Source organism: Cupriavidus sp. a3, from assembly GCF_051015765.1.
Taxonomy (GTDB): Bacteria; Pseudomonadota; Gammaproteobacteria; order Burkholderiales; family Burkholderiaceae; genus Cupriavidus; species Cupriavidus oxalaticus_A.
On record NZ_CP170643.1, the window covers coordinates 519,755 to 545,923 of the forward strand.

General features: G+C 66.2%; 25 protein-coding genes and 1 tRNA gene. 15 read left to right on the forward strand and 11 right to left on the reverse strand.

The window, feature by feature from the left end:
* Positions 1-8 precede the first annotated feature (8 nt).
* From ACAD63_RS02470 to lpxC, 5 genes are all read left to right on the forward strand, one after another.
* Positions 9-923: a cell division protein FtsQ/DivIB gene (locus tag ACAD63_RS02470; RefSeq protein WP_133097998.1), complete on the forward strand. Its 915-nt coding sequence runs from the start codon at positions 9-11 to the stop codon at positions 921-923.
* On the forward strand, positions 920-2,152 hold the full coding sequence (ftsA, locus tag ACAD63_RS02475; protein WP_012353950.1) for a cell division protein FtsA: 1,233 nt from the start codon (positions 920-922) through the stop codon (positions 2,150-2,152). The genes ACAD63_RS02470 and ftsA overlap by 4 nt, the downstream gene beginning before the upstream one ends.
* 184 nt (positions 2,153-2,336) lie before the next feature.
* Complete coding sequence (gene ftsZ / locus ACAD63_RS02480) at positions 2,337-3,530, forward strand: cell division protein FtsZ (protein WP_063241547.1); 1,194 nt, start codon at positions 2,337-2,339, stop codon at positions 3,528-3,530.
* Positions 3,531-4,039: 509 nt separating this feature from the next.
* Positions 4,040-4,546, forward strand: a complete 507-nt coding sequence (locus tag ACAD63_RS02485) for a peroxiredoxin (RefSeq protein ID WP_133097999.1) — start codon at positions 4,040-4,042, stop codon at positions 4,544-4,546.
* A gap of 154 nt (positions 4,547-4,700) precedes the next feature.
* Positions 4,701-5,618: a UDP-3-O-acyl-N-acetylglucosamine deacetylase gene (gene lpxC / locus ACAD63_RS02490; RefSeq protein ID WP_029048080.1), complete on the forward strand. Its 918-nt coding sequence runs from the start codon at positions 4,701-4,703 to the stop codon at positions 5,616-5,618.
* A gap of 83 nt (positions 5,619-5,701) precedes the next feature.
* Here lpxC and ACAD63_RS02495 read toward each other — a convergent pair whose 3' ends face one another.
* Positions 5,702-6,205 carry a DciA family protein gene (locus ACAD63_RS02495; RefSeq protein WP_133098000.1) on the reverse strand — a complete coding sequence of 168 codons (504 nt, stop codon included), beginning with the start codon at positions 6,203-6,205 and terminating at the stop codon, positions 5,702-5,704.
* A gap of 281 nt (positions 6,206-6,486) precedes the next feature.
* Here ACAD63_RS02495 and secA point away from each other — a divergent pair, with 281 nt between their 5' ends.
* The 4 genes from secA to ACAD63_RS02515 all read left to right on the forward strand — a co-directional run bounded on the left by secA (position 6,487) and on the right by ACAD63_RS02515 (position 12,045).
* The gene (secA, locus tag ACAD63_RS02500) at positions 6,487-9,264 is read left to right on the forward strand and encodes a preprotein translocase subunit SecA (protein ID WP_135705973.1); all 2,778 of its coding nucleotides are present in this window, start codon (positions 6,487-6,489) and stop codon (positions 9,262-9,264) included.
* A gap of 142 nt (positions 9,265-9,406) precedes the next feature.
* The gene (gene argJ / locus ACAD63_RS02505; protein ID WP_135705972.1) at positions 9,407-10,645 is read left to right on the forward strand and encodes a bifunctional glutamate N-acetyltransferase/amino-acid acetyltransferase ArgJ; all 1,239 of its coding nucleotides are present in this window, start codon (positions 9,407-9,409) and stop codon (positions 10,643-10,645) included.
* A gap of 60 nt (positions 10,646-10,705) precedes the next feature.
* On the forward strand, positions 10,706-11,611 hold the full coding sequence (locus tag ACAD63_RS02510) for an ATP-binding protein (protein ID WP_133098003.1): 906 nt from the start codon (positions 10,706-10,708) through the stop codon (positions 11,609-11,611).
* Entirely contained in the window at positions 11,608-12,045 is a 438-nt protein-coding gene (locus tag ACAD63_RS02515; RefSeq protein WP_133098004.1) for an NUDIX domain-containing protein, read from the forward strand. The genes ACAD63_RS02510 and ACAD63_RS02515 overlap by 4 nt, the downstream gene beginning before the upstream one ends.
* Before the next feature lie 174 nt (positions 12,046-12,219).
* Here the strand turns inward: ACAD63_RS02515 and ACAD63_RS02520 are convergent, their stop codons facing one another.
* The 8 genes from ACAD63_RS02520 to ispB all read right to left on the reverse strand — a co-directional run bounded on the left by ACAD63_RS02520 (position 12,220) and on the right by ispB (position 19,474).
* Positions 12,220-12,411 carry a DNA gyrase inhibitor YacG gene (locus tag ACAD63_RS02520; RefSeq protein ID WP_135705971.1) on the reverse strand — a complete coding sequence of 64 codons (192 nt, stop codon included), beginning with the start codon at positions 12,409-12,411 and terminating at the stop codon, positions 12,220-12,222.
* A 17-nt stretch (positions 12,412-12,428) separates the two neighbouring features.
* Positions 12,429-13,187 carry a cell division protein ZapD gene (zapD, locus tag ACAD63_RS02525; RefSeq protein ID WP_133098005.1) on the reverse strand — a complete coding sequence of 253 codons (759 nt, stop codon included), beginning with the start codon at positions 13,185-13,187 and terminating at the stop codon, positions 12,429-12,431.
* Positions 13,188-13,424: 237 nt separating this feature from the next.
* A complete protein-coding gene (gene coaE / locus ACAD63_RS02530) occupies positions 13,425-14,063 on the reverse strand; it encodes a dephospho-CoA kinase (RefSeq protein WP_133098006.1) in 639 nt (212 codons plus the stop codon).
* Between the two features lie 51 nt (positions 14,064-14,114).
* Positions 14,115-15,017, reverse strand: coding sequence for a prepilin peptidase (locus tag ACAD63_RS02535; RefSeq protein WP_434033378.1), 903 nt, complete (start codon positions 15,015-15,017; stop codon positions 14,115-14,117).
* A gap of 3 nt (positions 15,018-15,020) precedes the next feature.
* On the reverse strand, positions 15,021-16,292 hold the full coding sequence (locus tag ACAD63_RS02540; RefSeq protein ID WP_133098008.1) for a type II secretion system F family protein: 1,272 nt from the start codon (positions 16,290-16,292) through the stop codon (positions 15,021-15,023).
* Positions 16,293-16,364: 72 nt separating this feature from the next.
* Entirely contained in the window at positions 16,365-18,134 is a 1,770-nt protein-coding gene (locus tag ACAD63_RS02545) for an ATPase, T2SS/T4P/T4SS family (RefSeq protein ID WP_133098009.1), read from the reverse strand.
* A gap of 241 nt (positions 18,135-18,375) precedes the next feature.
* Positions 18,376-18,452: transfer RNA gene (locus ACAD63_RS02550), tRNA-Pro, on the reverse strand.
* 92 nt (positions 18,453-18,544) lie between these two features.
* Positions 18,545-19,474 carry an octaprenyl diphosphate synthase gene (gene ispB, locus ACAD63_RS02555; protein WP_133098448.1) on the reverse strand — a complete coding sequence of 310 codons (930 nt, stop codon included), beginning with the start codon at positions 19,472-19,474 and terminating at the stop codon, positions 18,545-18,547.
* On the opposite strand from ispB, the gene ACAD63_RS02560 reads away from it, so the two are divergent.
* From ACAD63_RS02560 to proB, 5 genes are all read left to right on the forward strand, one after another.
* On the forward strand, positions 19,473-19,766 hold the full coding sequence (locus tag ACAD63_RS02560) for a hypothetical protein (protein ID WP_135705969.1): 294 nt from the start codon (positions 19,473-19,475) through the stop codon (positions 19,764-19,766). The genes ispB and ACAD63_RS02560 overlap by 2 nt on opposite strands.
* A 195-nt stretch (positions 19,767-19,961) precedes the next feature.
* Positions 19,962-20,273, forward strand: a complete 312-nt coding sequence (gene rplU, locus ACAD63_RS02565; protein ID WP_006576525.1) for a 50S ribosomal protein L21 — start codon at positions 19,962-19,964, stop codon at positions 20,271-20,273.
* 39 nt (positions 20,274-20,312) lie between these two features.
* Positions 20,313-20,573, forward strand: a complete 261-nt coding sequence (rpmA, locus tag ACAD63_RS02570; protein WP_010814747.1) for a 50S ribosomal protein L27 — start codon at positions 20,313-20,315, stop codon at positions 20,571-20,573.
* A gap of 112 nt (positions 20,574-20,685) precedes the next feature.
* Positions 20,686-21,783 carry a GTPase ObgE gene (obgE, locus tag ACAD63_RS02575; protein ID WP_133098446.1) on the forward strand — a complete coding sequence of 366 codons (1,098 nt, stop codon included), beginning with the start codon at positions 20,686-20,688 and terminating at the stop codon, positions 21,781-21,783.
* A gap of 47 nt (positions 21,784-21,830) precedes the next feature.
* Positions 21,831-22,949: a glutamate 5-kinase gene (gene proB / locus ACAD63_RS02580; protein WP_133098445.1), complete on the forward strand. Its 1,119-nt coding sequence runs from the start codon at positions 21,831-21,833 to the stop codon at positions 22,947-22,949.
* An 80-nt stretch (positions 22,950-23,029) separates the two neighbouring features.
* On the opposite strand, the gene ACAD63_RS02585 is transcribed toward proB, so the two are convergent.
* Positions 23,030-23,611, reverse strand: coding sequence for a CNP1-like family protein (locus ACAD63_RS02585; RefSeq protein WP_434033379.1), 582 nt, complete (start codon positions 23,609-23,611; stop codon positions 23,030-23,032).
* The gene (locus tag ACAD63_RS02590; RefSeq protein ID WP_133098443.1) at positions 23,604-24,266 is read right to left on the reverse strand and encodes an RNA pyrophosphohydrolase; all 663 of its coding nucleotides are present in this window, start codon (positions 24,264-24,266) and stop codon (positions 23,604-23,606) included. Before ACAD63_RS02590 ends, ACAD63_RS02585 begins: the two co-directional genes overlap by 8 nt.
* A gap of 181 nt (positions 24,267-24,447) precedes the next feature.
* Here ACAD63_RS02590 and ACAD63_RS02595 point away from each other — a divergent pair, with 181 nt between their 5' ends.
* Complete coding sequence (locus ACAD63_RS02595) at positions 24,448-26,169, forward strand: proline--tRNA ligase (protein WP_133098442.1); 1,722 nt, start codon at positions 24,448-24,450, stop codon at positions 26,167-26,169.

A 26,169-nucleotide genomic window follows, 5' to 3' on the forward strand; every position in this document is an offset into this window, starting at 1 on the left:
CCTGGACCATGTGGCATAACGCACGCCTGCTCAACCTGATCGCCACCACGCTCTATGCCGTGGTGGCGCTGATGGCGCTCGCGGCCGGCCTGCTGTGGCTGGCGCAGCGGCCGGTGTTTGCCATCACCCACGTGGAGATCGCGCCGATGGACGGCGGCGCGCTGCGCCACGTGAACGCCCCCAGCGTGCGTGCCAGCGCGCTGGGCAAGCTGTCGGGCAACTTCTTCACGCTTGACCTGAACGCGGCACGGCAGGCGTTCGAGTCGGTGCCCTGGGTGCGGCGCGCCAGCGTGCGGCGCGAGTGGCCAAACGGCCTGGCTGTGGAGGTCGAGGAACACGAGGCGCTGGGTACCTGGGGCTCGCCGGAGAGCGGGCGCCTGCTCAATACCTACGGCGAGATCTTCGTGGCCAACACCGCCGAGGCGGAAGAAGACGCACAGTTGCTGGCGCTGGACGGTCCTCCGGACAGCGAGGGCGACGTGATTGAGAAGCTCGAGGTCATGCGCCAGTGGTTCAAGCCGTTGCATACCGAGCCGCTGGCGGTGACGCTGTCGGGCCGCTATGCCTGGCGCGCCAGGCTGTCCAACGGCATGGTGGTCGAGCTTGGCCGCGAGCAGAACGATGAAGACCGCACTGCGATGGACCAGCGGGTCAGGCGTTTCGTCGCTGCATGGCCGCAGGTCACCGAGCAGTGGGGCAAGCAGATCGACTACGCCGACCTGCGTTATCCCAATGGTTTTGCCATCCGCGCCGCCAATGCCCGCTTCCTGACCGAGGCGCAGATCGCTGCGGCGGTGCGGGCCGAGAAGGCGGAGCGGGCGGCGAAGGCGGCCCGGGCTACGCAGGCAGCGGCAGCGGTTTCCGGTACTTCCAACAACAATCCGACGCGACTGAAGAGCAAGAACGCGGAGAAAACCCGATGAGCAAGGAATACAAGGACCTGTTGGTCGGTCTCGATATCGGCACCTCGAAGGTGGCGGCGGTGGTCGCAGAACTGCGCCCCGACGGCAGCTACGAGGTGATCGGGATGGGCCAGTCGGAGTCCAAGGGTCTGAAGAAAGGGGTCGTGGTCAATATCGAGGCCACCGTGCAGTCGATCCAGAAAGCACTGGAAGAGGCTGAGCTGATGGCCGACTGCAAGATCTCGGAGGTCTTTACCGGCATTGCCGGCAGCCATATCCGCAGCTTCAACTCCAGCGGCATGGTGGCAATCAAGGACAAGGAGGTCACGCAGACCGACGTGGCGCGCGTGATCGAGACCGCCAAGGCGGTCAATATCCCGACCGACCAGCAGATCCTGCACATCCTGACGCAGGAATTCATCATCGACGGGCAGGAAGACGTGCGCGAGCCCATCGGCATGAGCGGCATCCGCCTGGAAGTGAAGGTGCATATCGTCACCGGCGCCGTCAGCGCCGCGCAGAACATCGTCAAGTGCGTGCGCCGCTGCGGCCTGGAAGTGCATGACCTGATCCTGCAGCCGCTGGCCTCGAGCCTGGCGGTGCTGACCGAGGACGAGAAGGAACTGGGCGTGGTGCTGGTCGACATCGGCGGCGGCACCACCGACATCGCCATCTTCAGCGAAGGCGCGATCCGCCATACGGCCGTGATCCCCATCGCCGGCGACCAGATCACCAACGACATCGCCATGGCGCTGCGCACGCCCACGCCGGACGCCGAGGACATCAAGATCCAGTACGGCATCGCCAAGCAGGCGATCGCCGATCCGGAAGACATGATCGAGGTGCCGGGCGTGGGCGACCGCGGCACGCGCACGCTCAGCCGCCAGGCGCTGGCCGCGGTGATCGAGCCGCGCATCGAAGAGCTGTACTCGCTGGTGCACCAGGTGGTGCGCGAGTCGGGCTATGAAGAACTGTTGTCGTCCGGCGTGGTCATCACCGGTGGTACCGCGATGATGCCGGGCATGGTCGAGCTGGGCGAGGACATCTTCCTCAAGCCCGTGCGCGTGGGCGTGCCGGAGTACCGCGGCAACCTGCACGAGGTGGTGAAGAGCCCGCGCTATGCGACGGTGATGGGCCTGCTGCTGGAAGGCCGCGTGCAACGGATGCGCGGGCGCAAGGTGGCGGTGCAGAGCGGGTCGGTCAAGCAGGTCTGGACCCGCATGAAGGAATGGTTCGTCGGCAATTTCTGATCGATGCGGAAATTGCCGGGCTGAAGATGCGACGGCGCGCGCAAGGTCTTGTCTACCGGACAGCCGATGGCGCGTTGAGCAAAGGTTTCGTGGTTCTTTCTTTTAATGGTTTTTTTGTTCAGAAACCAGGGGTTGCGGCGGGGAGGCTGCATCGTCTGGGGACTGATTCTTCTCGGAGGCAGTGATGGACTTTGACATGATCGAAACGGAAGTGATGGACGGCACCATCATCAAGGTGGTCGGCGTGGGCGGCGCGGGCGGCAATGCCGTGCAGCACATGATCAGCCGCGGCGTGCAGGGCGTCGAATTCATCTGCATGAATACCGACGCCCAGGCGCTCAAGCGTTCCAGCGCTTCGCGCGTGCTGCAATTGGGCAGTACGGGACTGGGTGCCGGCGCCAAGCCGGAAGTCGGCCGCGGTTGCGCCGATCAGGCCCGCGAGCAGATCGCCGACGCGCTGCGCGGCGCGCACATGGTCTTCATCACTGCCGGCATGGGCGGCGGTACCGGTACCGGTGCCGCGCCGATCGTGGCGCAGGTTGCCAAGGAAATGGGCATCCTGACCGTGGGCGTGGTCAGCAAGCCGTTCGACTTCGAAGGCGCGCGCCGCGCCAAGGTGGCCGAGCATGGCTCCAGCGAGCTGGAATCGAGCGTCGACTCGCTGATCGTGGTGCTGAACGAAAAGCTGTTCGAAGTGATGGGCGACGACGCCGAGATGGACGCATGCTTCCAGTGCGCCGACGACGTGCTGCACAACGCGGTGGCCGGCATTGCCGAGATCATCAACGTTGACGGCCTGGTGAACGTCGACTTCGAAGACGTGAAGACGGTGATGGGCGAGCAGGGCAAGGCCATGATGGGGACGGCCACCGTGTCGGGCGTGGACCGCGCCCGCCTGGCGGCCGAGCAGGCCGTTGCCAGCCCGCTGCTGGAAGGCGTGGACCTGTCCGGCGCGCGCGGCGTGCTGGTCAACATCACCGCCAGCCGTTCGCTGAAGCTGTCGGAAACCAAGGAAGTCATGAACACCATCCGCAGCTACGCCGCGGAAGACGCGACCGTGATCTTCGGTACGGTGTACGACGATTCGATGAGCGATGCGCTGCGCGTGACCGTGGTCGCGACCGGCCTGGGCCGCTCGGCCAAGAAGCAGCAGCCGATGACGCTGCTGAAGACCGGCACGGACAACATGCCGGTGCAGATGATGGCCAACATGGCCGCCACCGCTGCGCAGCACAGCTCGCCGGACTACAGCAACCTGGACACGCCGGCGGTATGGCGCAGCTCGCGCGAATCGGCGTCGGCCCACGTGGCGGCGCTGCAGGAAAAGGGTGTGGACACGTACGATATTCCGGCCTTCCTGCGCAAGCAGGCAGACTGAGCGCCGGACGGCTCGGCATCGGTGCCTCCACCGGCCGCCTGACGGATCGCGTCGCCTTGTCGCGATGCACGCGCGCTCCCTATCCGCGCGTGCCTTGCATGGACTGACGTGACCCGGCAGGCAGCCGGCGGCGCCGCGCCGCCTGCCGCAACGGCGCATCGTCCGCCACAACCTGCATCCCGTCGCCGGGCAGGGCGTGCCGCTGGCCGCCTCCCCGGACTGGTTTCCCGCCTTCCCGGTCGGGATGTCTCGCCGTCCGCGCGGCGCACCCACAGGTGCGTCGCGCGGACGTCTTTGTAGCAAGGTGTATCGAATGCGACCGGATGTGATCCGGCTTTTGCATCGCCGGCGCGGCGCCTATGATCTTGGGGTTGCCCGCAGTACGGAACACTACCCGGAACGCTGTCCGGATCGCTGTCCGGATTGTTGAACCGGCACGCTGCCGCGCCGCTGCGGCGCAGCCGGCCGCCATCCGTCCTATCCTTCAGACAACCCAGAGACTTCGCCCCATGATTACCGTCGGTTCCCGCGTCCCGGACGCCACCCTGCAGGAATTCATCGAAACCGAGAGCGAGGGCTGCTCGCTCGGACCCAACGCCTTCCGCGTCGCCGACCTGGTGCGCGGGCGCAAGATCGTGGTGTTCGGGCTGCCCGGCGCGTTCACGCCGACCTGCTCGGCCAAGCATGTGCCGGGCTTCGTGACGCATGCCGCAGACCTGCGCGCCGCCGGCGTCGATGAAGTGTGGTGCGTGTCGGTCAACGACGCCTTCGTCATGGGCGCGTGGGGCCGCGAACAGCAGGTCGCCGGCGCGGTACGCATGATGGCCGATGGCAGCGCCGAATGGACGCGTGCGCTGGGCCTGGACCAGGACCTGGGCGCGCGCGGCATGGGCGTGCGCTCCAAGCGCTATGCCATGGTGATCGACGATGGTGTGGTGACCCGGCTCGACGTGGAGGCGCCCGGCGAATTCCGCGTCAGCAGCGCCGACGCCGTGCTGGCTGCGTTGCGCGGCTGACACAGTCATCCGGGTAAACGTGGATTATTCGCAACATCTTAATGCGGTGTTAACAGCCGGAAACAAAACCCGGCTGCACCACCTTCCAGGTGGTGGTAAAATCGCTTAATCAAAAAAAGCACCACGATAGATTTTTATAATAGTTGAGGCTGTCATGCTCAAACAGCGCACGATCAAATCCCTGGTGAAGACGGTTGGCATCGGCCTGCACTCCGGCCGCAAGGTCACGCTGACCCTGCGTCCCGCAGCCGCCGACACCGGCATCGTCTTTACCCGCGTCGACCTGCCCGAGGCCGTCGAGATTCCCGTGGCCGCTTCGGCCATCGGCGACACGCGCCTGGCGTCGGTGCTGCAGAAGGATGGCGCGCGCGTTTCGACCGTCGAGCACCTGATGTCGGCATGCGCCGGCCTGGGCATCGACAACCTCTATGTCGACGTCGACGCCGAGGAAATCCCGATCATGGACGGCAGCGCCGCGTCCTTCGTGTTCCTGCTGCAGTCGGCCGGCATTGAAGAACAGAACGCGCTGAAGACCTTTATCCGCGTCAAGAAGCCGGTGGAAGTTCGCGAAGGCGACAAGTTCGCGCGGCTCGAGCCGTTCTTCGGCTTCAAGCTGGCGTTCACCATCGACTTCCGTCATCCGGCGGTCGACAAGACCGGCCAGACCTTCTCGATCGACTTCGGCGACACCAGCTACGTGCGTGAGATCGCCAGGGCCCGCACCTTCGGCTTTGCCCATGAGGTGGAAGCGCTGCGCGAGATGGGCCTGGCGCGCGGCGGCAGCCTGGACAACGCCATCGTGCTGGACGAGCACCGCATGCTGAACAACGAGGAACTGCGCTATGGCGATGAATTCGTGCGCCACAAGATCCTCGATGCCATCGGCGACCTGTATGTGGTCGGCCATCCGCTGATCGGGTCCTATGTCGCGCACAAGTCGGGCCACGGCCTGAACAACCAGCTGCTGCGCGCGCTGCTGGCGGACCAGGAGGCCTATGAACTGGTCACCTTCGACCGTGTCGAGGAAGCGCCCGCTGCCTTCCTGCCGCAGGCGCAGCCGGCCTTTGCCTGAGCCGGGCCACCTGCCCGCCACGCAACGAGAAAGCCGACCCGGGGGTCGGCTTTCTTGTTTGTCCGGAAATCGCCGTCGGCCGCTCAGCGGTGATGCGAGAGCAGCGTCTTGAGCGCGTCGCGCAGCGGCGAATCGGGCAGCGTGCGCGCGAGCTGGTCCAGGCTGGCAAGGCCGGTCGGCGTCATCTGCCCGCTGGTGCGCTTGCGCTCGACCGGACCGGTGTCCCAGTCCGCGTGGCGCTGCACCTCGGGCTGCACCCGCACCCGGATCGCGGTGATCTGCGAGCCGCGCTGCTGCAGCCGTCCCAGCAGCGTCGGCACCACCTGCCGCACCCGCGCCGCGGCCGCGCCGTGTGCCGCCAGCAACAGCAGCACCTGGCCGTTTGCGTCGACGGCGTCGCGCTTGACCCCGGCCACGGCAATGCCGGCGCGCATGCCGGGGGGCAGCAGCGACAGCACTTCGGCCTCCAGCACGGACAGCTGGCGCGCGGTCTGCATCAGCCCGGAAACCGGGCCGGACTTGGCCAGCCAGTCATTGAGCGGCTTGGCGGCAGCGGTCTGCAGGGCGTGGTGGGTGAAGCGGCGCATGGCTGCATTCTAGCAAGGGGCGGCGGGGCTGCCCGGGGCGGAAAGGATTGAAGCACCCGCACCCGCCCCAAACTGCTGTAGGCAGGGGGCGGGGTCGGCCCGCGCTGGCCGGTGTCTGGCATTCGCAGCCTTGCACGGCAAGGCCCGGCGCGCGTTCCGGCCGTGACCCCGGCACATGATAAACTCGGCGTTTCGCGCCAATCTATCCATTCCTCGCCCGGCCGCCGGGGAGCCCGCTTACCAGGGGCGTCAATCCGGTCCCGCGCAGGTGAAAGCAATCGATGATCACGGGCCTTCTCAAGAAAGTCTTCGGCAGCCGCAATGAGCGGCTGATCAAACAATACCGCCGCACGGTGGCGCAGATCAATGCGCTGGAGCCGAAGTTCGAGCAACTCTCGGACGACGACCTGCGCGGCATGACCGAGACCTTCCGGCAGCGCCACGCCGGCGGCGAGTCGCTCGAAGCGCTGCTGCCCGAGGCTTTCGCCGTGTGCCGCGAGGCCAGCAAGCGCGTCATGAAGATGCGCCACTTCGACGTGCAGCTGATCGGCGGCATGGTGCTGAACGACAACAAGATCGCCGAAATGCGCACCGGCGAGGGCAAGACGCTGACCGCGACGCTGGCCGTGTACCTGAATGCCATCACCGGCAAGGGCGTGCACGTGGTGACGGTCAACGACTACCTGGCGCAGCGCGATGCCGAGTGGATGGGCCGCCTGTACAACTACCTGGGCCTGTCGGTGGGTGTGAACCTGTCGCAGATGGCGCATGACGAGAAGCAGGCTGCGTACAACGCCGACATCACCTACGGCACCAACAACGAGTTCGGCTTCGACTACCTGCGCGACAACATGGTCTACGACCCGTCGCAGCGGGTGCAGCGGCCGCTGAACTACGCCATCGTCGATGAAGTGGACTCGATCCTGATCGACGAGGCGCGCACCCCGCTGATCATCTCGGGCCAGGCCGAGAACCAGACCGACCTGTACCAGCGCATGAACGGCATCCCCAGGCTGCTCGAGCGCCAGATCGGCGAAGAGAAGGCCGACGGCACCGGCGTCGAGAAGCCGGGCGACTACTACGTCGACGAGAAGGGCCACCAGGTCTACCTGACCGAGGCCGGCCACGAGAAGGCCGAAGAAATCCTGGCGCAGCAGGGCCTGATCGGCGAGGGCGAGTCGCTGTACGCGCCGCAGAACATCACGCTGATGCACCACCTGTACGCCGCCCTGCGCGCGCACAGCCTGTTCCATCGCGACCAGCACTACGTGGTGCAGAACGACGAAGTCGTGATCGTCGACGAATTCACCGGCCGCCTGATGACCGGCCGGCGCTGGTCCGACGGCCTGCACCAGGCCGTCGAGGCCAAGGAAGGCGTGACCGTCCAGCAAGAGAACCAGACGCTGGCGACCATCACCTTCCAGAACTACTTCCGCATGTACACCAAGCTGGCCGGCATGACCGGCACGGCCGATACCGAGGCGTACGAGTTCCAGGAGATCTATGGCCTCGAAGTGGTGGTGATCCCGACCAACCGCCCGGCCCAGCGCAAGGATCAGCAGGACCAGATCTACAAGACCGGCAAGGAGCGCTACGACGCCGTGGTGCGCGATATCCGCGACTGCTACGAGCGCGGCCAGCCGGTGCTGGTGGGTACCACCTCGATCGAGACTTCTGAATACCTGTCGGGCCTGCTCGAGCGCGAACAGCTGCCGCACCAGGTGCTCAACGCCAAGCAGCACGCCCGCGAAGCCGAGATCGTGGCGCAGGCCGGCCGTCCCAAGATGATCACCATCGCCACCAACATGGCCGGTCGCGGTACCGACATCGTGCTGGGCGGCAACGTGGAAAAGCAGTCGGGCTTTATCGAAGCGGACCCGAACCTGTCCGACGCCGACAAGGCCGCGCGCATCCAGCAGCTCGAGGACGAATGGCAGTCGCTGCACGAGCAGGTCAAGGCCGCCGGCGGCCTGCATATCGTCGGCACCGAGCGCCATGAATCGCGCCGTATCGACAACCAGCTGCGCGGCCGCGCCGGCCGCCAGGGCGACCCGGGTTCGTCGCGCTTCTACCTGTCGCTGGACGACCAGCTGCTGCGCATCTTTGCCGGCGACCGCGTGCGCGCGATCATGGAGCGCCTGAAGATGCCCGAAGGCGAGCCGATCGAGGCCGGCATCGTCACGCGCTCGATCGAATCGGCGCAGCGCAAGGTGGAAGGCCGCAACTTCGATATCCGCAAGCAGCTGCTGCAGTACGACGACGTCGCCAACGACCAGCGCAAGGAAATCTACAAGCTGCGCAACGACGTGCTCGAAGCCAATGACGTCGGCGAGATGGTCGCCAACCTGCGCGAAAGCGTGCTGGTCGAGCTGTTCCGCGACCACGTGCCGGCCGACACCATGGAAGAGCAGTGGAACATCGCCGGCCTGGAAGCGCGCCTGCGCGAGGACTGGGGCCTGGAAGTGCCGCTGGCGCAGACCATCGAGGGCGCGCAGAGCATCGAGGACGAAGAGCTGCTCAACCTGATCATGAAGGCGGCGACCGAACGCTACGACGGCAAGGTCGCGATGGTCGGGCGCGAGTCGTTCGCCGGCTTCGAGCGCTCGGTCATGCTGCAGAGCATCGACACGCACTGGCGCGAACACCTGGCCGCGCTGGACCACCTGCGCCAGGGCATCCACCTGCGCGGCTATGCGCAGAAGGATCCCAAGCAGGAGTACAAGCGCGAGTCGTTCGAGCTGTTCGCGCGCCTGCTGGACGTGATCAAGAACGAAGTCACCCGCGTGACCTTCAACGTGCAGATCCAGTCGCCGGAGGAACTGGAACAGGCTTCCGAGGAGATCGAGGAAGGCCTGTCGCACCTGGAGAACGTGCAGTACAAGCACGACGAGTTCGCCGAAGGCCGCGAGCCGGTCGAGGAAGCGCCGTCGCAGCGCACCGGCACTGCCATGGCCGCCGCCGAACTGGCGCTGGCGGGCATGCCCAAGGTCGGCCGCAACGATCCGTGCCCGTGCGGCTCGGGCAAGAAGTTCAAGCAGTGCCACGGCAAGCTCAGCTGAACTGAGCCGCGCCGGGTGCCCGGTATGACGTCGGTCCCGCAGCGCGGGGCGTGACGCAACAGGAAACGAACATGCCCGCCCCTCGCGGGCATGTTCGTCTGATGACAAGCAAGTCGCGAGCAGGAACATCGAGGAGTCCTACATGCCCGTCAATCTTCCGCTGCCCCAGGCAGAGAACCTGAAATCCGTCGCCGGCGTGGAGCTCGGCTGGGCCGAGGCGGGCATCCGCAAGGCCAACCGCAAGGACGTGCTGGTGGTGCGCGTGGCCGAAGGCAGCACCGTGGCCGGCGTCTTCACCAGCAACCGCTTCTGCGCCGCGCCGGTGCAGGTGTGTCGGGAGCACCTCGCTGCCGCGGACAAGTCGGGCAAGGGCATCCGCGCCCTGGTGGTCAACACCGGCAATGCCAACGCCGGTACCGGCGAGCAGGGCCTGGCCAATGCCCGCGCCACCTGCGACGCGCTGGCGGCGCAGCTGGGCATCAGCGCCGACCAGGTGCTGCCGTTCTCGACCGGCGTGATCCTCGAGCAGTTGCCGATGGACCGCCTGCTGGCAGGGCTGCCCGCCGCCATCGCCAATGCCAGGGCCGACAACTGGCTGGCCGCGGCGGAAGCCATCATGACCACCGACACGCAGCCCAAGGTCGCGTCGCGCACGGTGCAGATCGACGGCAAGACCGTGACGCTGTCGGGCATCAGCAAGGGCGCCGGCATGATCCGCCCGAACATGGCGACCATGCTGGGCTTTATCGCCATGGACGCCGCCGTGGCGCAGCCGGTACTGCAGGGACTGGTGACGCACGCCGCCGATCACTCGTTCAACAGCATCACCATCGACGGCGATACCTCGACCAACGATTCGTTCGTGCTGATCGCCTCGGGCAAGTCCGGTGCCGTGGTCGACCGTGCCGAAGGCCCGGCCTTCGAAGCGCTGCGCGATGCCGTGACCGGCCTGGCGCAAGAGCTGGCGCAGATGATCGTGCGCGACGGCGAAGGCGCGACCAAGCTGATGACCATCCGGGTCGAAGGCGGCAAGGACGTGGCCGAGTGCCGCCAGATCGCCTATGCGGTCGCGCATTCGCCGCTGGTCAAGACTGCGTTCTACGCCTCGGACCCCAACCTGGGCCGCATCCTGGCCGCGGTGGGCTACGCCGGTGTGGACGACCTCGATGTCGGCCGCGTCAACCTGTGGCTGGACGATGTCTGGGTCGCCCGCGACGGCGGCCGCAATCCCGACTATCGCGAGGAAGACGGCCAGCGCGTGATGAAGCAGGCCGAGATCACGGTGCGCATCGCGCTGGGCCGCGGCAATGCCGAAGCCACGGTGTGGACCTGCGACCTGTCGCACGACTACGTGTCGATCAACGCCGACTACCGTTCCTGAGCCCGTTCCATCCTGCCCGCGCACGCGGGCAGGGCGCAAGAATTCATTCTCCGCCCCGCCATGTCCGACCTCGCCGCCCGCCTCGACAACTTCCTCTCACGCCTCGAACAATGGCTGCCGCCGCAACTGAACGACGCGGACTGGCAGGAGGCGGTAGCGTTCCGCTGGCGCAAGCGCCAGAGCCTGTTCGGTAATATCGGCTACCTGCAGCCGGTGCGCCAGCTGCCGCCAATCCACCTGGACGACCTGAAGAACATCGAGCGCCAGAAGGACGCCATCGTCGCCAACACGCGCCAGTTCGTGAACAGGCTGCCGGCCAACAACGTGCTGCTGACCGGCGCGCGCGGCACCGGCAAGTCGTCGCTGATCAAGGCCTGCCTGAATGCCTTCGTCAAGGACGGGCTGCGGCTGGTGGAGGTCGACAAGGATGACCTGGGCGACCTCGGCGATATCGTCGAGCTGGTCTCGACCCGGCCCGAGCGCTTTGTCATCTTCTGCGACGACCTGTCGTTCGAGGAAGGCGAGTCGGGCTACAAGTCGCTGAAGTCGGCGCTGGACGGCTCGGTCGCGGCGCAGTCGGACAACGTGCTGATCTACGCCACGTCCAACCGCCGGCACCTGCTGCCGGAGTACATGAAGGACAACGAAACCTACCGCCACACCGACGACGGCGAGATCCATCCTGGCGAAGTGGTCGAAGAGAAGATCTCGCTGTCCGAGCGCTTCGGGCTGTGGCTGTCGTTCTACCCGCCCAAGCAGGACGAGTACCTGGCGATCGTCGGCCACTGGCTCAGGCACTTCGGCTGCACCGACGAAGACATCGCCGCCGCGCGCGGCGACGCGCTGGTGTGGGCGCTGGAGCGCGGCTCGCGCTCGGGCCGCGTGGCGTGGCAGTTCGCGCGCGACTGGGGCGGCAAGCATGGCCAGCCGTACATCGCCGACGTGCCGGGGAACGACAAGGCATGAGCGCGGCCATGGACAAGCCCGCGGAGACCGCCGGCAACCCGCCGCGCAAGGTCACCGAAGTCGCCGTCGGCGTGATGGTGCAGCCGGATGGCCGCTTCCTGCTGGCGCAGCGCCCCGCGGGCAAGCCGTACGAGGGCTATTGGGAATTCCCCGGCGGCAAGCTCGAGCCAGGGGAGACCGTGGAAGCTGCGCTCGCCCGCGAGCTGCATGAGGAGCTGGGGCTGGACATTACCGCGTGCGAGCGCTGGCATGTGCTCGAGCACGACTACCCGCACGCCTATGTGCGGCTGCATTTCTGCAAGGTCACTGCCTGGCGCGGTGACCCGGTCGGCCGCGAAGGCCAGGCCTTTTCCTGGCAGACGGTGCCCGTGACGGTCGCGCCGCTGCTGCCGGCCACCATTCCGGTGGTCGAATGGCTGGGCGAAGAAGCCTAGGGCACAGACCCTGGGCCGGCTTGGCCTGACATACCCGCGGCCGCGGCGCCCGTGATTGCGCCGATCGACGGCGTGTGGCTGGGCCTGGCGGTCTTCGTGCTGGTGTGCGTGGGGTTCTACCGCCGCGTACTGGCGGCGGCGCACTGAGCGGACTGTGCGGCGAAGGCGATTACGTCAGTCGTCCTCGTCGTCAGGCAGGTCAGGCGAGGGCGTCTCGCCCGGCTTGCCGCCAATTACGTACTTTTCGGACGCCCAGGCGCCGAGGTCGATCTGCTTGCAGCGCTCGGAACAGAACGGGCGGAACTTGTTGTCGGGCACCCAGGCCACCTCGGTGCCGCAGGTGGGGCATTTGACTACAGCGGGCATGGCTTCAGACTCAGGCTTCAGAAATTGCAGAGTTTCAGCAGGAACGGGATATCGGCATCGACCGAGCGCGGCCGCAGGTCGCCGTCCTGCTGCGTGAAACGCACCCACAGCATGTACTTGTTCGCGCTCATTTCCGGGATGAAGGCCAGCAGCGAGTCATCCAGCCACACCTGCATCAACTGGTAGCTGCGCCCGGACAGCATCTGCTGGTAGCTGCCGCCGGTGGCGATGACCTTGCCGCTCTGGCCGGCTTCGCGCAGCAGGCGCAGCACGATGGTGGTGCCCATGCGCAGCGACACCAGCGGGCGCGCCCACTTCAGGATATCGGCGCGGCGATCCTCAGCGGGGCGATGCTGCCACGCGTAGTAGGCAGGCAGGTCGAACTCGCAGGTGCCGCCGGGAATGATGGCACGGCTGCGGATGCTGGTCAGCCACTCGTTGTCGGTCAGCAGCTGCCCGGCCTTGCCCACGGTCTGGTTGAGCATGGTGATGCCCTGCTCGATCTCGCCGATCACGCTGTCCAGGGCTTCCTGGTCGATCTGCGGGTTGGCGCGCAGCGGCGCCAGCGCCTGGCGCTGGCGTTCCAGTTCCTTGATCAGGTCGGTCTTGAGGTCGGCGCGGCCCGCTACGTCGATGATCTCGAACAGCGTGGTCAGCGCGACATGGTGCTGCTGGGGATGATCCTGGCCGAGGAAGTATTCCAGCCGATCGAACAGGTCCTCCAGGCGCAGGAGTGTCCTGATGCGTTCGTTGAAAGGGTATTCGTACAGAATCAAGTGCTATGTCCGTGCAGGGCGCCGGGCGGGCCCCGTGTGAGGAGCAGGCCCGGTGCGGAATGTGGCCCGGGGAACGCCGGAAGGGGCTGGGTGGACTGTGTCGGAGTGATCCGCGGTGTCCAATGCCCGCAGTATGCGGCGATTTCCCGGCATGTTCCAGCGCATTCTATGCGAGACCCGGGCCGAGGACAACGTCGGACGCGCGTTCGCCGCGTGCCGCCGGGCCGTGCCCGCGCATCATGCGCCAGCTTCGGGATGGACCTTTCCGGACGCCGACAGTTCGCGGTAATAGCGGTCGAGGCGGTCCACCTGTGCCACCAGCGCATCGACCGGCCCGTCGTTGTCGATGACGTCGTCGGCACATGCCAGCCGCGCGCGCCGCGTTGCCTGCCTGGCCATGATCGCCTGCACCTGTTCGCGGCTGAAGCCGTTGCGCGCCATCACGCGCGCCACCTGGGTGTCTTCCGTGCAGTCGACCACCAGCACCCGGCCCACGCGCTCGCGCCATGAGCCGGACTCGACCAGCAGCGGCACCACGTAGATCAGGTAAGGATGCTCGCCGGCGTCGCGGACCGCTTGCGCATGCTCGTTGGTCAGCGCGCGGATCAGCGGATGGGTGATGCCTTCGAGGCGCGCCTTGGCGGCCGGGTCGGCGAACACCAGCGCGCGCATCGCGTCGCGATCCATGGCGCCGTCAGGGCGCAGGCATTCGGTCCCGAAGGCCTCGACCAGCGCCGGGATGGCACGCCCGCCCGGGGCGGTGATCTGATGGGCGAGCAGGTCGGTATCGATGATCGCGGCGCCGCGCGCGGCGAACATGTCGGCCACGCGGGTCTTGCCGCTGCCGATGCCGCCGGTCAGTCCGATTTCCAGCATGTGGGGATGCCGTGAAGGCCAGTTGACGATGTTGCCGTCACAATACCAGCTTCACGGCAGTACGGTCAGCGGCAGCACACCGGAGCCGAACACCAGCACCACCAGGCCCGCCAGCGCGATAAAGGGGCCGAAGGGGAAGGGCGTGTCGCGATCCTGCCGGCGCAGCGCGATGCTGGCCAGCCCGAACACCACGCCGGCCACCGATGACAGCAGCACCAGCGCCGGCAGCGCCTGCCAGCCAAACCACGCGCCGAGTGCCGCCATCAGCTTGAAGTCGCCGAAACCCATGCCTTCCTTGCCACGTACCAGCCGGAACAGCCAGTACGCCGCCCACAGCACCACGTAGCCGGCGGCGGCACCGACCACGGCATCGGCCAGCGGCACGAACAACCCGCCCAGGTTCAGCACCAGTCCCAGCCACAGCAGCGGCAGCGTGATCTGGTCCGGCAGCAGCTGGGTGTCGGCATCGATCAGGGTCAGCGCCAGCAGCGCCCAGACCAGCACCAGCGCCGCCAATGCCTGCACGCCAGGGCCGAAGCGCCACGCCACCAGCCCGCTCAGCACGCCGCAGGCCAGCTCCACCAGCGGATAGCGCGCGCTGATCCGGGTCTTGCAGGCCGAGCAGCGCCCGCGCAGCGCCAGCCAACTCAGCACCGGCACGTTTTCCCAGGGCGCGATCGCGTGGCCGCAGTGCGGACAGGCCGAGCGCGGCACCATCAGGTTGTAGCGGGCGGGGTAGGGCAGCGGATCGCCGCGCAGCTCGGCGATATAGTTGGCTTCCTCGCGCTCCATCATGCGCGGCAGCCGGTGGATCACCACGTTGAGGAAACTGCCCACCACCAGGCCCAGCACGGCCGTCACCGCCACCATGAAGGCAGGCGGCAGCGCCGCCAGTGCCTGCAGCAATTGCCCGCTGCCGGCGGGAAACGGCGAAACGGAATACGCCAGCGCCATCGCTTACACCACCTGTCCCAGCTTGAAGATCGGCAGGTACATCGCCACCACCATGCCGCCGATCAGCACGCCCAGCACCACGATGATGATCGGTTCGATCAGGCTGGAGATGGCGGCCACCGCGTCGTCGACCTCGCGCTCGTAGAACTCGGCCACCTTCAGCAGCATGTTGTCGAGCGCGCCGGATTCTTCACCGATCTGCGTCATCTGCAGCACCATGTTGTCGAACACGTGCGTGGCCTGCATGGCGTTGGTCAGGCTGGTACCGATGCGCACCGACTGTTCGATCTCGCGCGTGGCGTCGTAGTAGACCCAGTTGCCGGCGGCGCCCGCCACCGACTCCATCGACTCCACCAGCGGCGTGCCGGCGGCGAACATGGTCGCCAGCGTACGCGTCCAGCGGGCAATCACCGCCTTGCGGAACAGGCTGCCGAAGATCGGCAGCTTCAGCAGCGCGCGGTCGGACCAGCGCTGCACCTTCTCCGACTTCTTGCGCGCCCGCAGGTAGAACGTGATGCCGGCCACCGGTGCGCCGATGACCAGGTACCAGTACTGCACGAAAAAGTCCGAGATCGCGATCACCAGCAGCGTCGGCGCGGGCAGGTTGGCGCCGAAGCTGGAGAACACGCCCTTGAACGCCGGGATCACGAACAGCATCAGGATCACGGTGACGGCAAAGGCCACGGTCAGCACCGCGATCGGATAGATCATCGCGGACTTGATCTGGCCCTTCAGCGCGATGGTCTTTTCCATGTAGAGCGACAGGCGCTCCAGCAATGCGTCGAGGATACCGCCCTGTTCGCCCGCATCGATCAGGTTGCAGTAGAGCGTGTCGAAGTACTTCGGCTGTCGCCGGAATGCCGCCGCCATGCTGCTGCCCGATTCGATATCGAAGCGGATCTCGGACAGCAGCTGGGTAAAGTTGGGATTGGCGTGCCCGCGCGCGATGATGTCGATCGACTGCAGCAGCGGAATCCCCGCCTTGAGCATGGTCGACAGCTGCCGGGTGAAGTAGGCGATGTCCTTCTCGGTGATCTTGCGCCCGCGCGCGGCCTTGCGCTTCTTGAGCTTGACGATGGTCAGGCCCTGCTTGCGCAGCGTGGCGGTGACCTCGGCCTGGCTCTCCGCGCGCAGCTCGCCGGTGAAGGTCTTGCCCTTGCGGTCCTTGCCTTCCCATTCGAAGATGTACTGGGTGGGGGCCTTGCGCCCCTTGCCTGATTTTGCCCGCGACGGTGCTGCCGTCCGGGCGCCCGCCGCTGGTGCGCGCGTCGCCATGTTGTTGACCCCCGGTGTAAATGACGCTTCTGGTACGTCTTGTATTTACGTTGTGACTTGACTGCGTTGCTACTACGTATTCGTGGTCGCCAGCACCTCTTCGAGTGACGTGACGCCCGCCCTGACCTTCAGCAGCCCGGCTTCGCGCAACGATAGCACGCCATCCTTGCGCGCCTGCTCGGCGATCTGCAGGGCGGTGCCGTGCGACAGGATGATCTGCTGCATGGCCTCGGTGATCGGCATGACCTGGTAGATACCGCAGCGGCCCTTGTAGCCGCTGCCGTTGCAGCGCTCGCACCCGACCGGATGGTAGGGCTGCCAGCTGCCGTCCAGGTCGTGTTCGCGGAAGCCGGCGTCCAGCAGCGTCTCGCGCGGCAGCTCGCCGGCGCGCTTGCAGGTGCACAGCCGGCGCGCCAGCCGCTGCGCCGTGATCATCAGCACGCTGGAAGCGATGTTGAACGGCGCCACGCCCATGTTCATCAGCCGCGTCAGCGTGGTGGGGGCGTCATTGGTGTGCAGCGTCGACAGCACCAGGTGGCCGGTCTGCGCGGCCTTGATCGAGATATCGGCGGTTTCCAGGTCGCGGATTTCGCCGACCATGATGACGTCCGGATCCTGCCGCAGGAACGAACGCAGCGCCGCGGCGAAGGTCAGGCCGGCCTTGTCGTTGACGTTGACCTGGTTGATGCCGGGCAGCTGGATTTCGGCCGGGTCCTCGGCGGTCGAGATATTGATGTCGCCCTGGTTCAGCAGGTTCAGGAAGGTGTACAGCGACACCGTCTTGCCGCTGCCGGTGGGGCCGGTCACCAGCACCATGCCGTACGGACGCTTGATCACGTCCAGCAGCAGCGCCTTCTGTTGCGCCTCGTAGCCGAGCTGGTCGATGTCGAGCTTGTCGGTCGACGATTCCAGGATCCGCATCACGATCTTCTCGCCGAACAGCGTCGGCAGCGTCGAGACGCGGAAATCGACGGCTTTCTCGACCGTTTCCCTGGCGTCCTTGTCCTTGGGATCCTTCGCGTCCTTGCTGTCCTTGTTGTCCTTCGGATCCTTGGGCAGCGCGATCAGCAGCTTCATGCGGCCGTCCTGCGGCACGCGCTTTTCAGAAATATCCAGCCGGGACAGCACCTTGATGCGGGTGGCAATCTTGTCGCGGATATCCAGCGGTGGCCTTGCCACCTCCTGCAGCACGCCGTCCACGCGGAAGCGGATCCGGTAGAAGGTCTCGAACGGCTCGAAATGCAGGTCGGACGCGCCGCGGTGGAAGGCTTCGGTCAGCAGCTTCTGCAGGAAGCGCACCACGGGCGCGTCGTCGATGGCATCGGCGGCAGTGCGGTTGCGCTGCGCGCCGGCGGCCGCCACCGGGTCGTACTCGATCATCTTGCGCTCGGCCTGCACCGGCGAGATGTTCTTCAGCGTGCCCAGCGCCTCGCCGGCGGAGCGCACGTGCTTCATCAGCTTGTCGTGCTCGACCACCACCGCTTCGACCGGCACCTTGTACTTTTCCTTGATCGCGTCCAGGCCGGCCTGGTTGGACGGATCGGACAGCCCGAGCACCAGCCGGTTTTCGCGGCGGCCCAGCGGCAGCAGGCGGTGCGCATGGAATTCGCGGTTGCCCGCCAGCCCCGGCGGCACCTTGGTCAGGTTGTACTGGTTCAGGTCGAGCAGCGGCAGCTGGTACTTGTCCGCGGCAAACACCGCCAGGTCGTGCGCGCTCATGGTGCCGCTGCCGACGATCTCGTCGATCAGCTGCGACTGCTTTTCACGGGCGGCCTGCTCCAGCTGAGCAAGCAGGGCGGGCGCGATACGCCGGCTCTGGGCCAGGGCAAGTCCGAGTGTCATGACAGGTGCGCAGTGGTTGGACAGTGGCCGCCGGCCACGGACGGACGATACGGTTCACGTCCTGGGATCGGGGCAGTTTGCCGCTGGGGTCACTTTTTGTAAAGGCGATGGCGGGACGTGTTTGCGTTTGCGCGACACGGGCGCAACCCTACTTGCGCGGGGGCAGGGGTGGCCATGAGGATCGGGAGGGCAGAAAGACAAAAAGCCGAATCAACTTTCGTTGATTCGGCTTTCTTAAATCTGGTCGGGGTGAGAGGATTCGAACCTCCGGCCTCTACGTCCCGAACGTAGCGCTCTACCAGGCTAAGCTACACCCCGATTTGTTTTTGCTTGCCGTCGCTGGGCGTCAGCAGCAAAGAACGTAACTATAACAGCGTTTTTCCTGAAATGGAAGAGGGGTGAAGCATCCCTTACGACTGCCGCTGCAGCGAGAACGCGCAGAGCTGGATCAGCGTTTCCTTCAGCGCGGAATCCGGGAATTGCTGCGCGGCCCGCTCGGCGGCTTCCGCTTCCTGGCGCGCGGCCTCGAAGGTGACCTCGAGCGCGCCGCTGGCGTGGATGGCCGCGAAGACCGCGTCGAAGTGCTCGGTGCCGCCCTGCACGATGGCGTCGCGCGCCAGCTGGCGCTGCTCCGCGGTACCGTGCTCCAGCAGATGCAGCAGCGGCAGCGTGGGCTTGCCTTCGCGCAGGTCGTCGCCGGCGTTCTTGCCCATCTGCTCGGCGCTGGCGGTGTAGTCCAGCATGTCGTCGATCAGCTGGAAGGCGGTGCCGATGCGGCGGCCGTATTCGGCGGCGGCTTCTTCCATCTGCGCGTCGGCGCCGGCCAGCACCGCGCCCAGCTGGGCGGCGGCCTCGAACAGCTTGGCGGTCTTGTAGCGGATCACCTGCAGGTAGCGCTCGATGGTGACATCCGGATCGTGCATGTTCAGCAGCTGCAGCACTTCGCCCTCGGCGATCACGTTGGTCGCGTTGGACAGGATCTCCATGATGCGCATGCTGCCGGCATCGACCATCATCTGGAACGCGCGCGAGTAGAGGAAGTCGCCAACCAGCACGCTGGCGGCATTGCCGAACACCGCGTTGGCGGTGTCGCGGCCGCGGCGCAGCTCGGATTCGTCGACGACGTCGTCGTGCAGCAGCGTGGCGGTGTGGATGAACTCGACGACGGCGGCCAGCTCGTGGTGCCGGTTGCCGTCATAACCCAGCGCGCGCGCCGTCAGCAGCAGGATCACCGGGCGCAGGCGCTTGCCGCCGGCACCGATGATGTATTCACCGATCTGTTCGATCAGGGGGACTTCGGAAGACAGCCGCTGGCGGATGACAGCATCAACCGCGCGCATGTCTGCAGCGACCGGGGCAAGCAAGGCAGTGGCGGAAGGCTGGGACAAGATGATCACCGTTACGCAAAACCGGACGATTATATGCGAAGCACGCGGCGTTCTACGCATGCCCCGCATTCTTGCCGCGGGTGGGCAGGTAGGCGGCTCAGGGTATGCGCGCAGCGGCGTCGGTGACCGGCGCAACTATAATGCGGACATGGACAAGCCCGTATCCCGTCGCCAGCTGCGCCGCACCGCGTGGTGGGTGGCGTTTGCCGCACTGGCGGGGTTCCTTCTCGCCGATCTGACCTGAGCTGGGCGGCCGCCGATTGTGCCGGCCGCGCCGCTCACAGGCTATGTGCCTGTTTTCTTTGCAGTTTTCCCCGATCTCGTTTACAATTCCCGGTTTCCTCCGGTAGTCGCTCGCCTTGCGGGTCCTTGCCGGTGGGAGATAACCGGGCCGCATCGCGCGGTTTCGGCGTTTTATTCACATCCGAGAGGTTCGACAATGTACGCGGTCGTAAAAACCGGCGGCAAGCAATACAAGGTTGCTGCTGGCGAAAAACTGAAAGTAGAACAGATACCGGCAGACATTGGCGCAGAAATCACGCTCGACCAGGTGCTCGCAGTGGGCGCCGGCGACCAAATCAAGTTTGGTACGCCGCTGGTTAGCGGGGCTTCCGTCAAGGCTACCGTTATCTCCCAGGGTCGTCACGACAAGGTGAAGATCTTCAAGATGCGCCGTCGCAAGCACTACCAGAAGCGTCAGGGCCATCGTCAGAATTACACCGAACTGCGCATCGAAGCGATCGTTGCCTGATCGATCGAGCGTAATCCGGTAAAGCGACAGGAGTAAGACATGGCACAGAAAAAAGGCGGCGGTTCCACGCGGAACGGCCGTGATTCCGAATCGAAGCGTCTGGGCGTGAAGGTGTTTGGTGGCCAGGCCATCAACGCCGGCGGCATCATCATCCGCCAGCGCGGTACCCGCGTGCATGCCGGCGACAACGTCGGCGTGGGCAAGGACCACACGCTGTTCGCCCTGGTTGACGGCCACGTGCAGTTCGCCGTCAAGGGCCCTGCCAAGAAGCAGCAAGTCAGCGTCGTCCCGGCGGCCTGATAACAGCCTTTGCAGGATGAAAGGCCCCGCAACGCTTGCGGGGCTTTTTCTTTTCTGGCGAAGTAAACTACGCCGGCCCCCGATCTGCCGATCCCATCACGGAAAACCCATCATGAAGTTCATCGACGAAGCCCGAATCGAAGCCATCGCCGGCAACGGCGGCAATGGCAGCGCCTCGTTCCGGCGCGAGAAGTTTGTGCCCTTCGGCGGCCCGGATGGTGGCGACGGCGGCCGCGGCGGCAGCGTGTTCGCGCAGGCGGACCGCAATATCAATACCCTGATCGACTTCCGCTACGCCAAGAAGCACGTGGCCAGGAACGGCGAAAACGGCCGTGGCTCCGACTGCTATGGCGCCGCTGGCGACGACATCACGCTGCGCATGCCGGTCGGCACGCTGATCACGGATATGGATAGCGGCGAGGTCATCGCCGACCTGACCGAGCATGGCCAGCGCGTGTGCCTGGCCGAAGGCGGCATGGGCGGCTGGGGCAACCTGCATTTCAAGTCCAGTACCAACCGCGCGCCGCGCCAGCAGGTGGACGGCAAGCCGGGCGAGCGCCGCATGCTCAAGCTCGAGTTGAAGGTGCTGGCCGACGTCGGCCTGCTGGGCATGCCCAATGCCGGCAAGTCGACTTTCATTTCGCATATTTCCAACGCGCGCCCCAAGGTGGCGGACTATCCGTTCACCACGCTGCATCCCAACCTGGGCGTGGTGCGCGTTGACCATGAGCAGTCGTTCGTGGTCGCCGACATTCCGGGCCTGATCGAAGGCGCGGCCGAGGGCGCGGGCCTGGGCCACCAGTTCCTGCGCCACCTGCAGCGCACCGGCCTGCTGCTGCATATCGTCGACCTGGCGCCGTTCGACGAGGCGGTCGACCCGGTCGCCGAGGCCAAGGCCATCGTCAACGAGCTGAAGAAGTACGACGAGGACTTGCACGACAAGCCGCGCTGGCTGGTGCTGAACAAGCTCGACATGGTGCCCGAGGACGAGCGTGCCGCACGGGTCAAGGACTTCCTCAAGCGCTACAAGTGGAAGGGCCCGGTGTTCCAGATCTCGGCGCTGACCGGCGAAGGCTGCCGCGAGCTGATCTACGCGATCAAGGACCATCTGGCGGCGATCAAGGCCGAAGAGGCCGCGGCGCTGGCCGAACCGGACATCCGTCTGGACGATCGGCTGCACAACGTCGACCAGGACGAGCGCGAGGCATAATCAAAACCCAACGGTCTGAAACGAATTCCGGAGACAGGATTCCCGCCATGCAATCGGTCATCGCGCAGGCAAAGCGCATCGTCGTCAAAGTCGGCTCCAGCCTGGTCACCAACGATGGCAAGGGACTGGACCACGACGCCATCGCCCGCTGGGCATCGCAGATCGCCAGGCTGCGCGTGGCGGGCAAGGAAGTGGTGCTGGTCAGCTCCGGCGCCATCGCCGAAGGCATGCAGCGCCTGGGCTGGGTGCGCCGGCCGAAGGAAATCCACGAGCTGCAGGCCGCCGCCGCCGTCGGCCAGATGGGCCTGGCGCAGGTCTATGAAAGCCAGTTCACGCGCTACGGCATCCGCACCGCGCAGGTGCTGCTGACCCACGCCGACCTGGCCGACCGCGAGCGCTACCTGAACGCGCGTTCCACGCTGCTCACGCTGCTGTCGCTGGGCGTGGTGCCCATCATCAACGAGAACGACACCGTGGTTACCGACGAAATCAAGTTCGGCGACAACGACACGCTCGGCGCCCTGGTCACCAACCTGATCGAAGGCGACGCGCTGGTAATCCTGACCGACCAGCGCGGCCTGTACACCGCCGATCCGCGCAAGGACCCGGCGGCGCAGTTCGTCGACGAGGCCATGGCCGGTACGCCCGAACTGGAAGCGATGGCCGGTGGCGCCGGTACCTCGATCGGGCGCGGCGGCATGCTGACCAAGATCCTGGCGGCCAAGCGCGCCGCCAAGTCCGGCGCGCACACCACCATCGCCTCCGGGCGCGAGGCCAGCGTGCTCGAGCGGCTGGCCGCGGGCGAGGCCATCGGCACCCAGCTGCTGGCGCCGACCGGCCGGCTCACCGCGCGCAAGCAGTGGATGGCCGACCACCTGCAGCTGCGCGGGCGCGTGGTGATCGATAACGGCGCGGTCGAGAAGCTGACCGGCGGCGGCAAGTCGCTGCTGCCGATCGGCGTGGTCGAGGTGCAGGGCGAATTTGCCCGCGGCGAGGTGATCGCCTGTGTCGATCCGCAGGGCAAGGAAGTGGCGCGCGGCATCACCAACTATTCGAGCGCCGAGGCGCGCCTGATCGCGCGCAAGCCTTCGTCGGAGATCGAGTCGGTGCTGGGCCACCTGAACGAGCCCGAGCTGATCCACCGCGACAACCTCGTGCTGGTCTGAGCGGCGACCGAAAACAGCCAAAGAAAAACGGCGGAACTGCCAGGCAGTCCCGCCGTTTTTTTATGCCGATGCCGCCCGCCTCAGCGGCGGCTGGGCGCGCGCGATTGCAGCTCGCGCACCATGTCCTCCGGCTTGCCGGCCACCGTGCGGCCCTGGCAGAAGAACTCGATGGCCAGCGTGGCAGCATAGGCGTTGCGCACGCCGGTTTCCATGCGATGCCAGGTCTCGCCGTAGCCGCTGGTGTTGGGCACCCATTCGGTGGCGCCCTTGGGCAGCGTGGCGTAGAGCTTGCGCTCGAAGGCGTCGCAGCGCATGCCTTCGAAGGTCACGTTGCGGGCGCCGCTCTGGCTGGTGGTGACCACGGTGTAGCGCACCACGTTGTCCTTGCCCACCGAAACCGACTTGCTGTCCACCGCAAACGACAGCGTGCCGGTGCCGGACACCGAGAACGGCACCAGGTTGGCATCCTGCGGCGGCGCCGGCAGCATCGCCTTGGCTTCCTCGAAGGTCTTGGGCGCGAAGGGGCTGAGCCAGGTGCTTTCTTCTTCCGCCATCTCCTTGCCGGTGGTCTTGCAGCCCGCCAGCGCCAGCGTGGCGGCGGCAAGCAGCAGGCCGGCAGCGGTCAGGCCGCCGCGGCGGCCCGGGCCGGTGCAACTAGTCATCAGTACTCCGTGAGTTGGTAACCGGCGCCGCCGGCGAAACAGTTTCTTGTGCTGCCGCGCCGCCGCAGTCGGCCGCGGCAGGCCTTGACGACTGGCCGGCGACCGCGGGCGGGATGCCGCGCTGGCCGCCTCCATGGCGGCCGTGCGCATGCGTGCCATAGGGGCTCAGCGGCACGCGCGGATGCCGGTTCAGGAAGCGCGACAGTTCCGTCAGCGCCATCTGGTAGACATCGCGCTTGAACTCGATCACCGCCTCCAGCGGCACCCAGTAGTGGCTCCAGCGCCAGGCATCGAACTCCGGATGGTCGGTGGCGCGCAGGTGGATATCGCAGTCCCTGCCCGCCATGCGGAGCAGGAACCAGATTTGTTTCTGGCCCCTGTAGTGGCCGCGGATCTCGCGGCGGATGAACTTGTCCGGCACCTCGTAACGCAGCCAGTCGCGTGTGCGACCTACGATCCTGACGTGCTCCGGAAGCAGGCCGGTTTCCTCATGCAGTTCGCGGTACATGGCCTGTTCCGGCGTCTCGCCGTACTTGATGCCGCCTTGCGGAAACTGCCAGGAGTGTTCGCCGATGCGCTTGCCCCAGAAAACCTCGTTGCGTGCGTTGAGGAGGATGATGCCGACGTTCGGGCGAAAGCCTTCACGATCGAGCATGACTGCACCTCGAATCCTTTAGAATTACGCTGATTATAAAGGAAGCGCGCAGCTGGGCTCTGGCGGGGGGATGCTGGTTTTCCCGAGCAGAAGGGCAGTTTCAGGCGCGTGCGCGACAATTCAGTGCCGCCGCTACCGGAATTCGCCGGGCAGGCGTTGCGGCCTCGAGAGAAAGCTACGGATGAAAGCCTCGCAATTCTTCATTTCCACCCTTAAGGAAGCGCCCGCCGACGCGGAAATCGTGTCGCACAAACTGATGATGCGTGCCGGCATGATCAAGAAGCTGGGCGCCGGCATCTACACCTACATGCCGATCGGGCTGCGCGTGATCCGCAAGGTGGAGAACATCGTGCGCGAGGAAATGAACCGCGCCGGCGCGGTGGAAATGTCCATGCCGGTGATCCAGCCGGCCGAGCTGTGGCAGGAGACCGGCCGCTGGGACAAGATGGGCCCCGAACTGCTGCGCCTGAAGGACCGCCATGAGCGCGACTTCGCCGTGCAGCCGACCTCGGAAGAGGTGGTGACCGACATCGCCCGCAGCGAGATCCGCAGCTACAAGCAGCTGCCGCTCAATTTCTACCAGATCCAGACCAAGTTCCGCGACGAGCGCCGGCCGCGCTTCGGCATCATGCGCGGGCGCGAGTTCACCATGAAGGACGCCTATTCCTTCGACCGCGACACCGACGGCCTGCGCAAGTCGTACGAGAACATGTACGACGCTTACGTGCGCATCTTCAGCCGCTTCGGGCTTGAGTTCCGCGCGGTGGCGGCCGACAACGGTGCCATTGGCGGTTCGGGTTCGCATGAATTCCATGTGATCGCCGATACCGGCGAAGACGCCATCGTCTACTGCCCGACCTCGGCCTACGCCGCCAACATGGAGGCCGCCGAGGCGCTGCCGCTGTTGGCGGAGCGCGCCGCGCCGAAGCAAGACCTGGTCAAGACCTTCACTCCGGAGAAGGTCAAGTGCGAGCAGGTTGCCGAATTCCTGAGCATCCCGCTGGAGACCAACGTCAAGTCGATCGTGCTGGCCACGGACAGCGAAGCCGGCGCCCAGATCTGGCTGCTGCTGATCCGCGCCGACCACGAGCTGAACGAGGTCAAGGCCTCCAAGGTGCCGGGGCTGGCCGACTTCCGCTTTGCCACCGAGAACGAGATCGTCGACGCCTTCGGCTCGCCCCCGGGCTATCTCGGCCCGATCGACATGAAGAAGCCGGTCAAGGTGGTGGCCGACCGCACCGTCGCCAACATGAGCGACTTTGTCTGCGGCGCCAACTACCGCGACTACCACTTCACCGGCGTCAACTGGGGCCGCGACCTGCCCGAGCCGATCGTCGCCGACCTGCGCAACGTGGTGGCGGGCGATGCCTCGCCGGACGGCCAGGGCACGCTGGAGATCTGCCGCGGCATCGAGGTGGGCCACGTGTTTATGCTGGGCACGCGTTACTCGGAATCGATGAACGCCACCTTCCTGGACGAGAACGGCAAGACCCAGCCGATGCAGATGGGCTGCTACGGCATCGGCGTCACCCGTATCCTGGGCGCCGCGATCGAGCAGAATTTCGACGAACGCGGCATCATCTGGCCGGCGGCGATCGCGCCGTTCGAGGTGGTGATCTGCCCGGTTGGCTATGACCGCTCCGAGGCCGTCAAGGCCGAGGCCGACCGCATCCATGCCGAGCTGCTGGCTGCCGGTGTCGACGTCATCATCGACGACCGCGGCGAGCGTCCGGGCGTGATGTTCGCCGACTGGGAACTGATCGGCGTGCCGCACCGCGTGGTGGTGGGCGACCGCGGCCTGAAGGAAGGCAAGGTCGAGTACCAGGGCCGGCGAGACGCGCAGGCCACCCCGGTCAGCGTGGCCGACGTGGTCAGCCACGTGCGCAACCAGCTGGCGAACTGA

What these genes read in the sequence shown, in the direction of transcription:
- rpmA (WP_010814747.1), top strand. Translation starts at nt 20,313, where the DNA reads ATGGCACAGAAAAAAGGCGGCGGTTCCACGCGGAACGGCCGTGATTCC.
- ACAD63_RS02520 (WP_135705971.1), bottom strand. Translation starts at nt 12,411, where the DNA reads ATGCCCGCTGTAGTCAAATGCCCCACCTGCGGCACCGAGGTGGCCTGG.
- proB (WP_133098445.1), top strand. Translation starts at nt 21,831, where the DNA reads ATGCAATCGGTCATCGCGCAGGCAAAGCGCATCGTCGTCAAAGTCGGC.
- ACAD63_RS02470 (WP_133097998.1), top strand. Translation starts at nt 9, where the DNA reads ATGTGGCATAACGCACGCCTGCTCAACCTGATCGCCACCACGCTCTAT.
- ACAD63_RS02515 (WP_133098004.1), top strand. Translation starts at nt 11,608, where the DNA reads ATGAGCGCGGCCATGGACAAGCCCGCGGAGACCGCCGGCAACCCGCCG.
- ACAD63_RS02510 (WP_133098003.1), top strand. Translation starts at nt 10,706, where the DNA reads ATGTCCGACCTCGCCGCCCGCCTCGACAACTTCCTCTCACGCCTCGAA.
- ACAD63_RS02495 (WP_133098000.1), bottom strand. Translation starts at nt 6,205, where the DNA reads ATGCGCCGCTTCACCCACCACGCCCTGCAGACCGCTGCCGCCAAGCCG.
- ACAD63_RS02535 (WP_434033378.1), bottom strand. Translation starts at nt 15,017, where the DNA reads ATGGCGCTGGCGTATTCCGTTTCGCCGTTTCCCGCCGGCAGCGGGCAA.
- ACAD63_RS02595 (WP_133098442.1), top strand. Translation starts at nt 24,448, where the DNA reads ATGAAAGCCTCGCAATTCTTCATTTCCACCCTTAAGGAAGCGCCCGCC.
- coaE (WP_133098006.1), bottom strand. Translation starts at nt 14,063, where the DNA reads ATGCTGGAAATCGGACTGACCGGCGGCATCGGCAGCGGCAAGACCCGC.
- ACAD63_RS02545 (WP_133098009.1), bottom strand. Translation starts at nt 18,134, where the DNA reads ATGACACTCGGACTTGCCCTGGCCCAGAGCCGGCGTATCGCGCCCGCC.
- ACAD63_RS02585 (WP_434033379.1), bottom strand. Translation starts at nt 23,611, where the DNA reads ATGACTAGTTGCACCGGCCCGGGCCGCCGCGGCGGCCTGACCGCTGCC.
- ispB (WP_133098448.1), bottom strand. Translation starts at nt 19,474, where the DNA reads ATGCGCGCGGTTGATGCTGTCATCCGCCAGCGGCTGTCTTCCGAAGTC.
- ACAD63_RS02560 (WP_135705969.1), top strand. Translation starts at nt 19,473, where the DNA reads ATGTCTGCAGCGACCGGGGCAAGCAAGGCAGTGGCGGAAGGCTGGGAC.
- argJ (WP_135705972.1), top strand. Translation starts at nt 9,407, where the DNA reads ATGCCCGTCAATCTTCCGCTGCCCCAGGCAGAGAACCTGAAATCCGTC.
- ftsA (WP_012353950.1), top strand. Translation starts at nt 920, where the DNA reads ATGAGCAAGGAATACAAGGACCTGTTGGTCGGTCTCGATATCGGCACC.
- obgE (WP_133098446.1), top strand. Translation starts at nt 20,686, where the DNA reads ATGAAGTTCATCGACGAAGCCCGAATCGAAGCCATCGCCGGCAACGGC.
- secA (WP_135705973.1), top strand. Translation starts at nt 6,487, where the DNA reads ATGATCACGGGCCTTCTCAAGAAAGTCTTCGGCAGCCGCAATGAGCGG.
- lpxC (WP_029048080.1), top strand. Translation starts at nt 4,701, where the DNA reads ATGCTCAAACAGCGCACGATCAAATCCCTGGTGAAGACGGTTGGCATC.
- ACAD63_RS02485 (WP_133097999.1), top strand. Translation starts at nt 4,040, where the DNA reads ATGATTACCGTCGGTTCCCGCGTCCCGGACGCCACCCTGCAGGAATTC.
- ACAD63_RS02590 (WP_133098443.1), bottom strand. Translation starts at nt 24,266, where the DNA reads ATGCTCGATCGTGAAGGCTTTCGCCCGAACGTCGGCATCATCCTCCTC.
- ACAD63_RS02540 (WP_133098008.1), bottom strand. Translation starts at nt 16,292, where the DNA reads ATGGCGACGCGCGCACCAGCGGCGGGCGCCCGGACGGCAGCACCGTCG.
- ftsZ (WP_063241547.1), top strand. Translation starts at nt 2,337, where the DNA reads ATGGACTTTGACATGATCGAAACGGAAGTGATGGACGGCACCATCATC.
- rplU (WP_006576525.1), top strand. Translation starts at nt 19,962, where the DNA reads ATGTACGCGGTCGTAAAAACCGGCGGCAAGCAATACAAGGTTGCTGCT.